The organism is Sphingomonas sp. CFBP 13733, from assembly GCF_014841795.1.
Taxonomy (GTDB): domain Bacteria; phylum Pseudomonadota; class Alphaproteobacteria; order Sphingomonadales; family Sphingomonadaceae; genus Sphingomonas; species Sphingomonas aerolata.
Window position 1 is genome coordinate 139064 of record NZ_JACYUP010000002.1, and the last position, 14136, is coordinate 153199.

At 69.4% G+C, this 14136-nt stretch carries 10 protein-coding genes; 5 read left to right on the plus strand and 5 right to left on the minus strand.

Going from position 1 to position 14136, the window contains the following annotated elements:
• Positions 1 to 50: 50 nt before the first annotated feature.
• Positions 51 to 1439 carry a Na+/H+ antiporter NhaA gene (gene nhaA, locus IFT71_RS04850; RefSeq protein ID WP_031440578.1) on the minus strand — a complete coding sequence of 463 codons (1389 nt, stop codon included), beginning with the start codon at positions 1437 to 1439 and terminating at the stop codon, positions 51 to 53.
• Positions 1440 to 1627: 188 nt separating this feature from the next.
• On the opposite strand from nhaA, the gene IFT71_RS04855 reads away from it, so the two are divergent.
• The 5 genes from IFT71_RS04855 (at position 1628) to IFT71_RS04875 (ending at position 9431) form a co-directional block, all read left to right on the plus strand.
• Complete coding sequence (locus IFT71_RS04855; protein ID WP_031440577.1) at positions 1628 to 1831, plus strand: DUF5818 domain-containing protein; 204 nt, start codon at positions 1628 to 1630, stop codon at positions 1829 to 1831.
• Between the two features lie 66 nt (positions 1832 to 1897).
• Positions 1898 to 3706 carry a DUF885 domain-containing protein gene (locus IFT71_RS04860; RefSeq protein ID WP_192139429.1) on the plus strand — a complete coding sequence of 603 codons (1809 nt, stop codon included), beginning with the start codon at positions 1898 to 1900 and terminating at the stop codon, positions 3704 to 3706.
• A 170-nt stretch (positions 3707 to 3876) separates the two neighbouring features.
• Entirely contained in the window at positions 3877 to 5385 is a 1509-nt protein-coding gene (locus IFT71_RS04865) for an ATPase domain-containing protein (RefSeq protein ID WP_342211125.1), read from the plus strand.
• A gap of 13 nt (positions 5386 to 5398) precedes the next feature.
• On the plus strand, positions 5399 to 7072 hold the full coding sequence (locus IFT71_RS04870) for a response regulator (RefSeq protein ID WP_192139431.1): 1674 nt from the start codon (positions 5399 to 5401) through the stop codon (positions 7070 to 7072).
• Between the two features lie 127 nt (positions 7073 to 7199).
• A complete protein-coding gene (locus tag IFT71_RS04875; protein WP_192139433.1) occupies positions 7200 to 9431 on the plus strand; it encodes an ATP-binding protein in 2232 nt (743 codons plus the stop codon).
• On the opposite strand, the gene IFT71_RS04880 is transcribed toward IFT71_RS04875, so the two are convergent.
• The 4 genes from IFT71_RS04880 to IFT71_RS04895 all read right to left on the minus strand — a co-directional run bounded on the left by IFT71_RS04880 (position 9428) and on the right by IFT71_RS04895 (position 13981).
• Complete coding sequence (locus tag IFT71_RS04880; protein WP_107045634.1) at positions 9428 to 10000, minus strand: hypothetical protein; 573 nt, start codon at positions 9998 to 10000, stop codon at positions 9428 to 9430. The two genes, IFT71_RS04875 and IFT71_RS04880, sit on opposite strands and share 4 nt — an antisense overlap.
• Positions 10000 to 11169: a M48 family metalloprotease gene (locus IFT71_RS04885; RefSeq protein WP_192139435.1), complete on the minus strand. Its 1170-nt coding sequence runs from the start codon at positions 11167 to 11169 to the stop codon at positions 10000 to 10002. The genes IFT71_RS04880 and IFT71_RS04885 overlap by 1 nt, the downstream gene beginning before the upstream one ends.
• Positions 11166 to 11912: a hypothetical protein gene (locus IFT71_RS04890; RefSeq protein ID WP_192139437.1), complete on the minus strand. Its 747-nt coding sequence runs from the start codon at positions 11910 to 11912 to the stop codon at positions 11166 to 11168. The genes IFT71_RS04885 and IFT71_RS04890 overlap by 4 nt, the downstream gene beginning before the upstream one ends.
• Positions 11913 to 12094: 182 nt before the next feature.
• The gene (locus IFT71_RS04895) at positions 12095 to 13981 is read right to left on the minus strand and encodes a ribonucleoside-diphosphate reductase subunit alpha (RefSeq protein WP_409349135.1); all 1887 of its coding nucleotides are present in this window, start codon (positions 13979 to 13981) and stop codon (positions 12095 to 12097) included.
• Between the last annotated feature and the right edge of the window lie 155 nt (positions 13982 to 14136).

The following is a 14136-nucleotide window of genomic DNA, read 5'->3' on the forward strand; positions in this document are numbered from 1 at the left end:
TCATACGGGATCCAGATGGAAGCGCCCGGTGCCCGGCGGAGGTTCCGTGTTCAGCCGGCCTCGGTCCGCGCCGCGGCGGTGCGCAGCAGGACATAGCCGAGCGCACCCGAGGCGAGCGACGCGGCGAGCACCGCGAGCGACGCCATCTCGGTGCGCTGTGCATCGGGAAAGGCGAGATTGGCGATGAACAGCGAGATGGTGAAGCCGATCCCCGACAGCGCACCGATCGCGAGCACCATCCGCCAGGTGACCGCGTCGGGCAGTTCGGCGGCGCCCGCCTTGACCGCCAGCCACGTCGCGGTGACGAAGCCGAGCGGCTTGCCGAACGCGAGGCCTGCGAACACGCCGATCCCGAGCAGCGATCCCGCGGCGTCGGCGAGCAGGTCCGACGAGAAGTGGATCCGCACCGCGGACAGCGCGAACAGCGGCAGGACGACATAGGACACCCAGGGATTGAGCATCTGGACGAGACGTTCGGCGGGTTCGTCGGTCGCTTCGGTCATTTCCTGGATATAGCCGAGCTGTTGCTGCGCCTTGCGCTGGATCTCCTCGTTGTCCTCGGGGTCGCCCGACTCCGCCTCGTCGACCGCCTGCTTGAAGCGGTCGATCGGGGCCTGGACGCGCTCGGCGAAACGGCGCTCGGACAGCCGCGACTGGGTCGGCGACAACAGCCCGAGCATCACGCCGGCGATCGTCGCATGGATACCAGACGCATAGACGCCCGCCCAGACGATCAGCCCGAGCAGCACATAGGGGATGGGCGAGACGAGCTTCAGCCGCAGCAGCACGAAGATCGCGACATAGGCGACCGCCGCGACGACGAGCATCGGCAGGACCAGGGTGCCGGTATAGGCGACGGCGATGACGAGCAGGCCGCCGACATCGTCGATCGCGGCAAACGCCAGCAGCACCGCGCGGATCGACACGGGCAGCCGGGTCGCGAACATGCCGATGATCGCCAGCGCGAACGCGGTGTCGGAGGTGATGACGGTGCCCCAGCCGCTCGCCGCCTCGGTCCCGTAGTTGAAGGCGAGATAGACCGCGACGGGAACGAGGATCCCGCCGATCGCGCCGGCGAGCGGAAACATCGCGGTGCGCACGGTCGACAGCGCGCCCTTGGTGAATTCGCGCTTCACCTCCGCGCCGATGATCAGGAAGAACAGCGGCAACAGCGCCTCGTTCACCCAGTCGGCGAGCGGGTGCGCGGCGCGGAAGCTGCCGAGCCGGATTTCGAGCGTGCTGTCCCACATCGTCTGATAATCATGCGCGATCGGCAGGTTGGTGCAGACCAAAGCGACGATCGTGGCGATGAGCAGCGGCCCGCCGACGACCTGATCGGCGGCGAAGAACGGTGCGAGGCGGTGGAGGAAACCGGCGGCGGCGGGCGAATGATGCGCGCGCGCCGCCAGCTTGCCAGAGAGACGGGGGGTGAGGGCCATGATGTTCCAGGATCGCGTCGGCAGGACGCGCGTGCGGGTATAACGGTGCAGACCGCCTGTCGTATCCCTTGCCGTATCCCTTGCCGTATCCCTTGGGCGCGTGGGACACTTCTGGCGGCGGACCGACGCCGCCGGGGGTTGCGTCGCGCGTCACCTGCGGTATCGCCGCTGGCAGGAGGCCGCGCGCCATGACGACCATCGGAACCAAGATCGACGAGACGGGGACGCTGATCCGTGACGGCGGTGCGTTCTATCTCCGCCGCGACATGGGCGGGCGCTATGAGCTCGAGCTCCACCGCACGCCGGTCGACCTGGTCGAGAAGCGCGTCCGGCTGGTCGGCACGCTGGTCGGTGACGATCTGGTGAATGCGGACGGCGTCTCGCCCGTCTGAAAGCCGGCCCGGGGTGGATCGAGACCGCCCGGATGCTACACCCTCCCCGAATCAGGGGAGTAGTCCATGCATCGTCGTCGGTTTCTAACGAGTGCCGCTGCCGCGTCCGTCATCGGCGCGGTCCCGCTGAAGGGGGCCGCCGCGGCGGGATCGCGCGACGCGGCGCTGCGCACGATGCTCGACCGGTTCTTCTATGCGCGGCTCGACGATTCGCCCGAACAGGCGACGCGGCTGGGGCTCGACACGGGAACGCGCAGCGGGCTGAAGGCGCGGCTCGACGACCAGTCGGCGGCGGGACGTGCGCGCGAGCTGGCGCAGGCGACCAAGGAACTCGCCGAGCTGCGCGCGTTCGGGACGAGCGGGCTGTCGAGCGACGCCGCGCTCGATCACGAGATCGTGACCTATCAGCTGACGCGCGCGGTCGCGGGCGCGAAGCGGTTCACCTATGGCAGCAGCCTCGGGCGGTTCGCGCCCTATGTGCTGAGCCAGCTGACCGGGCCGTATCGCGACGTGCCCGATTTCCTCGATTCGCAGACGCGGGTGCGCGATGCGGGCGAGGCGGATGCCTATCTGCAGCGGCTGTCCGCGCTGCCCAAGGCGATCGACGACAGCAGCGAGCAGCAGCGCAGCGACGCGGCGCGCGGCGTGTTCGCCCCCGACTATATCCTCGACACGACGCTGAAACAGCTGGGCAGCGCGATGGAGGGCGCGGCCGCGCAGAGCGTGATGGTGACGAGCTTCGCCACCAAGCTGAAGGCCGCGGGTCTCCCCGACGACCGCGTCGCGCGCGCGACCGCGATCGTCGAGCGCGACGTCCGCCCCGCGCTCGAACGGCAGCGCGCGCTGGTCGCCGAGCTGCGCGCCAAGGCGGTGCACGATGCGGGGTGCTGGCGGCTGCCCGATGGCGACGCCTATTATGCCGCGGCGGCGGAGGCCGCGACGACGGTGGCGATGAGCGGGGACGAGATCCACCGGCTGGGCCTCGCGCAGGTCGCCGAGATCGGCGCGCGGATCGACGGCATCCTGAAGACGCAGGGGATGACGCAAGGGACCGTCGGCGAGCGGCTGGTGGCGCTCAACAAGCGACCCGACCAGCTTTACCCCAACACCGATGCGGGCCGCGACGCGCTGCTCGCGCATCTCAACCGGCAGATCGTCGCGATGCAGGCAAGGCTGCCCGAGGCGTTCGCCAGCCTGCCCAAGGCGCCGGTCGAGGTGCGCCGCGTGCCGCCGACGATCCAGGCGGGCGCGCCGGGCGGCTATTACCAGAACGCCTCGCTCGACGGGTCGCGACCGGCGATCTACTATATCAACCTGCGCGACACGTTCGACCGGCCCAAATTCGGGCTCGCCACGCTGACGCATCACGAGGCGGTGCCGGGGCATCATCTCCAGGTCAGCCTCGCGCTCGAGAGCGAGCAGATCCCGCTGATCCGCCGGCGCGGCTTCTTCAGCGGCTATTCGGAGGGCTGGGCGCTCTATGCCGAACAGCTCGCCGACGAGATGGGGATGTACGAGGGCGATCCGCTGGGGCAGGTCGGCTATCTGCAGTCGCTGCTGTTCCGCGCGACGCGGCTGGTGGTCGACAGCGGGATGCACGCGAAACGCTGGAGCCGCGAAAAGGCGACCGATTACCTGATCGCGACGACGGGGATCGCGCGGGGTCGCAGCCAGGGCGAGATCGACCGCTACACCGTGTGGCCCGGTCAGGCGTGCAGCTACAAGATCGGCCACACGGTGTGGACCCGCCTGCGCGACGAGGCGAAGGCGCGGCCGGGATATACGCCGAAGGGCTTCCATGCGGTGCTGCTGAAGGGGGCGATGCCGCTCGCGATCCTCGAACGCGTGGTGCGCCGGACGGGGGCGGGGGCTTAAGGCCCCCCAGTCCTAGAGCCCGCCCCCCCCCGCCGACGCGGCCGGACCGCGGTGACTTTTGCAAAAATTCCGCAGCGGAAACTTGTGCGTTGCCGGGGGGTTGTTGGGCGGGGGCTCTCGAACCGGACATGGTCCGGCGCGGCGCCCGGACTGGCCTGGAGAAATGTCGCGTGCGTCAAGAACCGTCATCACCCTCCGACGGGAGCGTCGTATCGACCGGCCTCGACCCGCTGAACTACATCCTCGACGGCGGCTATGCCTATAACCGCGTCCACCTGATCGAGGGCGAGCCGGGGTCGGGCAAGACGACGCTCGGGCTGCAGTTCCTGCTCGCCGGGCGCGATGCGGGCGAGCGGTGCCTGTACATCACGCTGTCCGAAAGCCGCGACGAGCTGCTCCATGTCGCCAAGACGCATGGCTGGGACATGACCGGGGTCGACATCTTCGAACTGGTGCCGCCCGAGCTCAGCCTCGATGTCGATCGCGAACAGTCGATCGTCTATTCCTCCGATCTCGAACTCGGCGAGACGGTCAACATGGTGATGGAGGCGGTCAGCAAGGTCGAGCCGACGCGGATCGTGTTCGACAGCCTGTCCGAGATCCGCCTGCTCGCACAGGGGCCGCTGCGGTTCCGCCGGCAGCTGCTCGCGCTCAAGCATTATTTCGCGCAGCGCGGCTGCACCGCGCTGTTCCTCGACGATCTGACGCAGACCGAGGACGATCTCAGCCTGCACAGCCTGGCGCACGGCGTCGTCCGGCTCGAACAGATCGCGCTGCCCTATGGATCCGAGCGGCGGCGGCTGCGCGTGTACAAGATGCGCGCACGCGCGTTTCGCGGTGGCTTCCACGACTTCGTGATCCGGCGCGGCGGGTTGCAGATCTTCCCGCGGCTGACCGCGGTCGCGCACCCCGATACGGGTTTTGTCGACCGGCTGGCGTCGAGCGGGATCGAGGAGCTCGACACGCTGTCGGGCGGCGGGCTCGACTACGGGACGACGACGCTGATCATCGGGCCGTCGGGGTCGGGCAAGACGACGCTGTCGCTGCAATATGTCTTCGCCGCGCTCGAACGCGGGGAAAAGGCGCTGTTCGTCAGCTTCGACGAGACCGAGCGCGTGTTCATGCGCCGCGCGGCGGGGATGGACCTCGACCTTAGCGACCATGTCGCGGCGGGGCGGCTGTGTTTCCGCCAGGTCGATCCGGGCGAATTGTCGCCGGGCGAGCTGACCGGGATTATCCGCGACCAGGTCGAGCGGGTCGGCGCGACGGTGGTCGTGCTCGATTCGCTGTCGGGCTATCAGCTCGCCATGCCCGAGGAGCAGCACATGCTGCTGCAGATGCACGAGGTCGTGACCTATCTGAACCAGCAGGGCGTGCTGGGGCTGCTCGTGCTGACGCAGACCGGGATGATCGGGACGATGCAGTCGCCGGTCGACCTGACCTATCTGGCGGATTCGGTGATGCTGCTCAGGTTCTTCGAGGCGGATGGCGCGATCCGGCGGGTGATGTCGTTCCTGAAACGCCGCATGGGTCCGCATGAGGGGACCTTGCGCGAGTTCCGGATCGACAGCGGCGGGATCCGCGTCGGGCCGCAGCTGACCGGGTTTCGCGGCGTGCTGACCGGGACACCCGAATATGGGGGCAGCGCCGCCCTGCTGACGAACCGTGACGAATCCTGACCGACCGGCGATGATGACCGACGATTTCCTGGTGGTCGCGCCGACCGGCCGCGACGCCGACGTGACCGCGCAGGTGCTGCGCTCTGCCGATATCGCCGCGGTGCCGGATGCCGACGGGACCGCGCTGTTCGCGGCGATCGCGGGGGGCACGCATGCCGGCGCGATCCTGACCGACGACGCGCTGTCGCGGCTCGACCAGGAGCGGCTGCTCGCGGCGATCGCGGCGCAGGCGCCCTGGTCCGACTTCCCGTTCATCCTGCTGAGCAAGCGCGGCGAACCGCGGCGCGGCGCGCGCGAGGTCGAGGCGGTCGCCAACGTCACGCTGCTCGAACGCCCGCTGCATCCTGCGTCGCTGGTCAGCGCGGCGCGGGCGGCGCTGCGCGCGCGGCAACGCCAGCGGCTGGCCGCGCGGCATTTCGAGGACCGCGAAAAGGCACGCGCCGAGCTGCGCGATCTGGCCGATACGCTGGAAGCGAAGGTCGAGGCGCGGACGCGCGAACTGGCGGCGGCCAACGACCGGCTGACCGCGGAGATCGCCGAGCGCGAGCGGGCCGAGGCGCGGCTGGTGCAGGCGCAGAAGATGGAGGCGATCGGCCAGCTGACCGGGGGCATCGCGCATGATTTCAACAATCTGCTGACCGCGGTGATCGGCTCGCTCGACCTGTTGCTACGGCGGACCGACGACGAGAAGATCCGGCGGCTGGCGAGCATGGCGTTGCAGGCGGGCGAGCGCGGCGCGACGCTGACCGCGCAGCTCCTGTCCTTTTCGCGGCGCCAGCATCTGTCGCCGGTGCCGGTCGAGCCCAACCAGGTCGTCGCGTCGATGGCGGATTTGCTCGCGCGGTCGATCGGCGCGGCGGTGACGGTCGAGCTCGACCTGGCGGACGATGTCTGGCGCGCGATGGTCGATCCGACGCAGCTCGAGGTCGTGCTGCTCAACCTGGCGATCAACGCGCGCGACGCGATGCCGTCGGGCGGGGTGGTGCGGATCGCGACGCGCAACCTGGCCGCGGTGCCCGACGCGCTGACCGCCGAGCTGAACCCGGGCGCCTATGTCGCGATCGAGGTCGCCGATACCGGTGCAGGGATGACGCCTGCGGTGCTGGCGCGCGCGTTCGAGCCGTTCTTCACCACCAAGGGGCAGGGCAAGGGCACGGGCCTGGGGCTCGCGCAGGTCTACGGCTTTGCCCGCCAGTCGGGTGGGACGGTCCGGATCGTCAGCGCGGAGAACGAGGGGACGGTGATCACCTTGTACCTGCCGCGGACGACCGAGGTCGCCGATCCGGTCGCGATCGAGCGGCTGGCCCAGGCGACCGGGTCGCGGCAGCGGATCCTGGTGGTCGACGACGACAATGACGTCCGCGGGGTCGCGGCGCAGATGATCGAGGAGATCGGCTATCAGGTGGTTGCGGCGGCGAGCGGGACCGAGGCGCTGACCGAATTCGGGCGCGCGTCGTTCGACCTGGTGCTGACCGATGTGGTGATGCCGGGCATGTCGGGCGTCGACCTGGCGCGGCGGATCCGCGCGGTCGCCCCCGCCATGCCGCTGCTGTTCGCGAGCGGCTATGCCGATGTCGCGACGTTCGGCGACGAGCTGGCGGCGGAGACGGTGCTGAAGAAACCCTATCGCATCGGCGAGGTCGCGGCGCGGATCGGCGACGCACTGTCGGCGGAGTCGGCGCAGTAGCGCAGGTGACGGACATTGCAGCGTTTCGCGGCGGCGGTGCGGTGTATAGGATGGGGTAAGGCCCGTGCGTGTAGGGTGATCAGGGACGCAGGATTTCGGACCCGGGGTGGGGGCAAGGTGGGGCAGCGTGACTGAGCGGCATGGATTCCTGGGCGACGGACCGCTCGCGGCGCTGATCGCGGCGTTCGACTGGTCGGCGACCCCGCTCGGCCCGATCGAGGGCTGGCCGCCGCATCTGCGGACCGTGGTGTCGATCCTGTTGCGCGCGCCGGTGCCGATGGCGCTGCTGTGGGGCGAGGAGGGGATCCTGCTCTACAATGCGCGCTATGCGACGATCGCGCAGGACAAGCATCCCGCGATCCTCGGCATGCCGGTGCGCGAGGCCTGGACGGAGGCGGCGGCGTTCAACGACGGCGTGGTGCGCGCCGGGATGGCCGGCAAGACGCGGAGCTATGCGCGGCAGGAGCTGACGCTGTACCGCCACGGCGAGCCCGAGACGGTGTTCCTCGACCTCAATTATTCGCCCGTGCTCGATGCGGACGGGGTGCCCGCGGGCGTGCTGGCGGTGGTGATCGAGACGACCGACGCGGTGCTCGCCGAGCGCAGCCTGCGCTGGGAGACGCACAGCCTCGAGACGCTGAACGTCACCGGTGCGGCGCTGGTCGCCGAGCTCGAGCTCGAGCCGCTGATCCAGATGGTCACCGATGCGGGGGTCAAGCTGACCGGGGCGGAGTTCGGGGCGTATTTCCACAATCTGATGGACGAGACCGGCGAGCGGCTGCACCTGTTCACGCTGGCCGGGGCGGAGCGGGCGGCGTTCGAGAAGCTCGGGCGGCCGCGCGCGACCGCGGTGTTCGGACCGACCTTCCGCAACGAGGGCGTGATCCGCTCGGACGATATCCGCACCGACCCGCGCTACGGGAAGAGCGCGCCGCATTACGGGATGCCGCGCGGGCATCTGCCGGTGCGGAGCTATCTGTCGGTGCCGGTCACGTCGCGCACCGGGGTGGTGCTGGGCGGGCTGTTGTTCGGCCATTCCGAGCCCGGGCGTTTCGGCGAACGGCACGAGCGGCTGCTGGTCGGCGTCGCGGCGCAGGCGGCGATCGCGATCGACAATGCGCAATTGTTCAAGGCGGTGCAGGAGGTCAACGACACGCTCGAACAGCGCGTGGCGGAGCGGACCGCGGAGCTGACCCAGGCGCACGAGGCGCTGCGCCAGGCGCAGAAGATGGAGACGCTGGGCCAGCTTACCGGCGGTATTGCGCATGATTTCAACAATCTGCTGACGGTGATCCGCGGATCGACCGACCTGTTGCGGCGGCCCGACCTGAGCGCGGATCGGCGCGACCGGTACATCACTGCGATCGCGGACACCGCCGACCGCGCGACCAAGCTGACCAACCAACTGCTCGCCTTTGCGCGGCGATCGTCGCTGACCCCCGAGGTGCTCGACGTCCGCGCCGTCGTCAGCGGGATGACCGACATGCTGGCGACGCTGTCGGGATCGTTCATCGACATCGCGCTGAGCCTGCCCGACACGCCGTGCCTGACGCATGCGGATGCGAGCCAGCTCGAGACCGCGATCGTCAACCTGGCGGTCAATGCGCGCGACGCGATGGCGGGGCGCGGTGCGCTTCGGATCGTGGTCGGGCGCGCGGCGCGGATCCCGGCGGTGCGCGGCCATGTCGCGCGCGACGGCGATTTCGTGACGATCGGCGTGCACGACACGGGCAGCGGGATCGACCCGGCGCATATCGAGCATATCTTCGAGCCGTTCTTCACGTCGAAGGCGATCGGCCACGGCACCGGGCTGGGCCTGTCGCAGGTGTTCGGGTTCGTGAAGCAGTCGGGCGGCGAGGTGATCGTCGAGAGCACGCCCGGCGCGGGCGCGACGTTCACGCTGTATCTGCCGCATGACCCGACCGGCGTGCCGGCGGGGGTCGGCATCGCGGCGGAGGCGCGCGGCGACGGGCCGTCGCTGCGGATCCTGGTGGTCGAGGACAATGCCGCGGTCGGCGACTTCGCGATGTCCGCGCTCGCCGATCTGGGTCACGCGATCGTGTTCGCGCGCGATGCCGAGGAGGCGCTGGCGATCCTCGCGCGGGAGGTGGACGCGTTCGACGTGATGTTTTCGGACGTGGTGATGCCCGGGATGAACGGCGTCGCGCTGGCGCAATATGTCCGCCGGGACTTTCCCGCGATGCGTGTGCTGCTGACCAGCGGCTATAGCGACGTGATCTCGAAGGACGGCGCGCAGGGCTTTGCGCTGTTGCACAAACCCTATTCGATGGCGGAGCTCGCGCGGGCGCTGCACGCGGTGATGGAGGCGGACCGGCCGCTCGTGGTGGGCGCGTTCTAGAGCGCGGCGCTGTCGGTGAGGCGGTGGACGTCGCCGAGCAGCCGGTCGAAATAGTCGGTCCGCGGCGCGTCGAAGGTGACGATGTAGAGCAGCCCCGCGACGATCGCCGCGCGTGCCTCGCCCCGGCGGGGCAGATCGTCGGCGTCGACATAGGCATAGCCGAAGCGGATGCCGGCATGGCCGAGAAACGGGTCGGGCGCTGCGGTGGTGAGCGTGAAGTCCGCGATTCCGCCCGCGCTGCGATAGGTCGATTCGAGCAGTTCGGGGATCTCGGCGAGCAGCATCGCGTCGCTGTAGCGGGGGAGCGTCCTGCGGCGCCGGGGTTCGCGCAGCAGCGGCTCGCCGGGTGCGATCCCGCCGAACCAGGTGACCGCGTTGAGCCGCTCACCGTCGAGTGTCCAGACCTCGGCCTTGCGGCCCGGGCGGGCGGAGAGCTGGTTCCAGTCGCGCGGCGGGGTGACGGTCATCGTCCGGGCGACGCGGACCGGCTTGCCCTGCGCGCGATAGGCGTTGGCGTCGGCGGGCGCGGGCAGGAGCATGAGGAGGGCGGGGAGCAGCGGGTAGCGCATCAGCGGTCCTCCGGGGCGGCGATCAGGGCCGCGATCATGGTCGCATCGCCGGCGGCGGGGTCGAGCGCGAGATAGCGGCGTAGTGCCGCCTGTCCCTCCGCGAGGCGGCCGGTCCGGACCAGTGCGAGCCCCAGTCCGCGCTGTGCGGCGGCGAGGCTAGGGTCGAGCGCGGTGGCCTGCGCATAGAAGCGTGCGGCGTTGACGAGGTCGTGGGGGTTGCCGCGGGCGCGGTACAGGTCGCCGCGCGCGCGCCACAGCGCTGCGGTCCAGCCGCGCGCCGCACAGGCGGCGATCAGATAGGCGCTGGCGCCGAAGTCGTTGAGCTTGATCTGGTCGTCGAGGAACAGCGGCAGCCACGGCGCGAGCGCGTCGGCATGGCGGTCGGCGCCGTCGTCGCGGTCCGTCGCGTCGGGCAGGGCGAGCGCATCGAGCGTGGCGGCGCGTTCGGCTTCTGGCGGATGCGAGGCGTAGAACCCGATGCGGTCGAGCCGCGGGCGGTGCGCGCCGCGCGCAACCGCGGAAGCCCCGGCCTCGGCGATCGCGTTGCGCCACAACTGCACGGCGGCCTGCGGGCGGAGGCGGCTGGCGTTGAGATAGCCGATCCCGAGCCGGTCGGCCTCGCGCTCCTGATCGCGCGAGAAGCGGTAGAGTGCGCCGTAGACCGATCGGCCGAGCGTGGCGAAGCGGCGGCGCAGATCGGCATCGGGGGCCATTGCGGCGAGCACCGCGCCCCAGCCGAGCAGGTCGGATCCGGTGCGCTGCGCCCGGAACTGTGCAAGCGTGTGGCGGCGTTCGAAATGGCCGAATTCATGCCCGAGCACCGCGCCGAGCTCCGCCTCGCTGCGGGCGCGGAGCAGCAGCCCGCTGAACACGCGCATCGTCCCGTTCGCCGCCATGCTCGCGTTGAACAAAGGCACCCGCAGGACATAGACGCGCACGCCGGCGCAGCGCGCCGCGCCGACCGTGTCGCAGAGCGCGCGGCGGACATAGGCGTCGAGCGCGGCGTCGCGGATCAGCAGCGGCGACGACGCGAGTTGCCGCTCGTCCTCGTCCGCCTCGGCCCAGGCGCCGATCTCGTCGACGCCAACCGGTTGATAGGCGCCCGTATAAGGCGGCGGGGCGGGGGCGGTGGCCGCGAGCAGGGCGAGGGTGAGCGCGGTGACGGTCATCGGGGGGCGGGGGCGCTGCCGGGGAAATCGGCGAGCAGCTGCCGGACGCGTGTGGCGGCACCTTCGGGGGTGCGCAGGTCGCCGCCCATCGCGCGGTCGGCGTTGAGCCAGAGCAGGTCGCCCGTCCGCAGATCGACCAGCCCGGCATAGCCCGCATGTTCGCCCGCGCTGAGCGGGATGCCGGGCCCCAGCATCGCGACGATCTGCAGCAGCTTGCGCCCGGTCGAGCCATAGGCGTCGCTGGTGCTGAGGAAGAGCGCGTAATCGGCGTCGCGTGCGCCGGGCAGCCGGGCGATGCCGGGCCCCAGCGTCCAGTCGAACCGTCCGGCCTGCGTCGCCCGTTTCTTGGTCGGCAGCCGGTCGCCGGCGAAGAACTGATAGCGGATCACCGATTGCGAGACCGCGGCGAACAGCGCGGCATAGTCCGCCACGAGCCGCGCCGCATCGCCGTCCGCTATGGGTGCGGGGATCACGCGGTTGCCGAGCGCCTGTTGCTGCGCGGCGAGCGCGGTCTCGATGTTCCGGCGGGCCTGGTCGGTCCAGTCGCCATTGGGTTCGAACATCCCGCCGGTCGAGCGCGCGCCGACGCGTATGCTCGGGCGGATCAGGAGGATGGTCCTGCCGCTGCCGGGGGGCAGCGTGAAGCCGGTCTTCTGCGCGCTTCTCTGGCGGGCGGCGGCGGGTGGCGCTGGCGTGAGGGCCAGCAGCATGATCGCCAGACGCGTCGCGAGCCTTGTCCCCATCGACGCCCCCCAGCGCGCTGTCCCGGCGACCGGGCTAGGCCGCGCGCACGGGGGCGACAAGCCGCAGACCGGCCCGCTTTGGACCTAGGCCGCGCGCCAACGAAAAAGCCTGTCGCGCGGGAAGCGCGACAGGCTGTTCGATCAGGCGGCGGGCGGGCCCGCCACGGTGATGGGTCGGGGGCTTACTGGCAGGCGAGGCACTCGTCATAATCCTTCGATTCGACGTCGATCTGACGCAGGTCGATGGTGTTGTCCGCCTCGACCCCGCCCGCGAAGCCGGCGCGCTGCACCGACTTCGAGCGGAGATAATAGAGCGACTTGATGCCGAGCTCCCAGGCGCGGAAGTGGAGCATCAGCAGGTCCCACTTCTCGACGTCGGCGGGGATGAACAGGTTCAGCGACTGCGCCTGGTCGATGTACGGCGTGCGATCCGCGGCGAGTTCGAGCAGCCAGCGCTGGTCGATCTCGAAGCTGGTCTTGTAGCAGTCCTTTTCCTCGGTCGAGAGGAAGTCGAGATGCTGGACCGAACCACCCTGTTCGAGGATCGAGTTCCACACCGCGTCCGAGTTCTTCGACTTCTCGGCGAGCATCTTCTCGAGATACGGGTTCTTGATCGAGAAGCTGCCCGAGAGCGTCTTGTGCGTGTAGATGTTCGCCGGGATCGGCTCGATGCAGGCCGACGTGCCGCCGCAGATGATGCTGATCGACGCGGTCGGTGCGATCGCCATCTTGCAGCTGAACCGCTCCATCGCGCCGACATCGGCGGCGTCGGGGCAGGGCCCGCGCTCGATCGCGAGCTGCATCGAGGCTTCGTTGGCCTGCGCGTTGATGTGCTTGAACATCCGCAGATTCCACGACTTGGCCATCGCGCCCTCGAACGGGATGCCGCGTGCCTGGAGGAAGCTGTGGAAGCCCATGACGCCGAGGCCGACCGAACGCTCGCGGCCCGCCGAATAGGCGGCGCGTTCCATGCCGGGCTCGTGGCGGTCGATATAATCCTGCAGCACGTTGTCGAGGAAGCGCATCACGTCCTCGATCAGGCCCTTCTCGTCCTTCCACTGATCCCAGGTTTCGAGGTTCAGCGACGACAGGCAGCAGACCGCGGTCCGCTCGTTGCCGAGGTGATCCTTGCCGGTCGGCAGCGTGATTTCCGAGCAGAGGTTCGAGGTCGAGACCTTGAGGCCCAGTTCGCGGTGATGCTTGGGCATCGCCTTGTTCACGTGATCGGCAAAGACGATGTAGGGCTCGCCGGTCTGGAGCCGGGTCTCGACGAGCTTCTGGAACAGCGAGCGCGCGTCGACCGTGGCGCGGATCGCCTGATCCTTCGGCGAGCGCAGATGCCATTCCTCGCCGTTGCGCACGGCCTCCATGAAGGCGTCGGTGATCAGCACGCCGTGGTGGAGGTTCAGCGCCTTGCGGTTGAAATCGCCCGAGGGTTTGCGGATCTCGAGGAATTCCTCGATCTCGGGATGCGAGACGTCGAGATAGACGGCCGCCGAGCCACGGCGCAGCGAGCCCTGCGAGATGGCGAGGGTGAGCGAATCCATGACGCGGACGAACGGGATGATGCCGCTGGTCTTGCCGTTGAGGCCGACCGGCTCGCCGATGCCGCGGACGTTGCCCCAATAGGTGCCGATGCCGCCGCCGCGCGAGGCGAGCCAGACATTCTCGTTCCAGGTGTCGACGATGCCGCCGAGGCTGTCGGGGACCGAATTGAGATAGCAGGAGATCGGCAGGCCGCGACCGGTGCCGCCGTTCGAGAGAACGGGGGTGGCGGGCATGAACCAGAGCTTCGAGATCGCGTCGTAAAGACGCTGCGCATGGCCGGCGTCATCGGCGTACGCAGAGGCGACGCGGACGAACAGGTCCTGATAGCTCTCGCCCGGGAGCAGATAGCGGTCCTTCAGCGTCTCCTTGCCGAATTCGGTCAGCAGCGCGTCGCGGCTGTGATCGACCTCGACCGGGTAGATCTGCGCGCGCACGGAATGGCTGTCCTGCGCCTGACGCGGCGCCTTGGGGGCCTCTGCTGCGGGCGTGTCGAGGGTCTGTTCGATGGTGTCGGTCGTCATGTCGCTATCCCGGCTGCTGTCTCTGAAATCCAAAAGACCGCTCCTAAAATTCTGTAATCGTTCGAATCGGGAGCATATCCCATGCTATCATCGGGCAGATCAAAAGCAGAACAAAAACTGATCGGCAGCGCGTGGTTACGCCTGTCGACAATCAG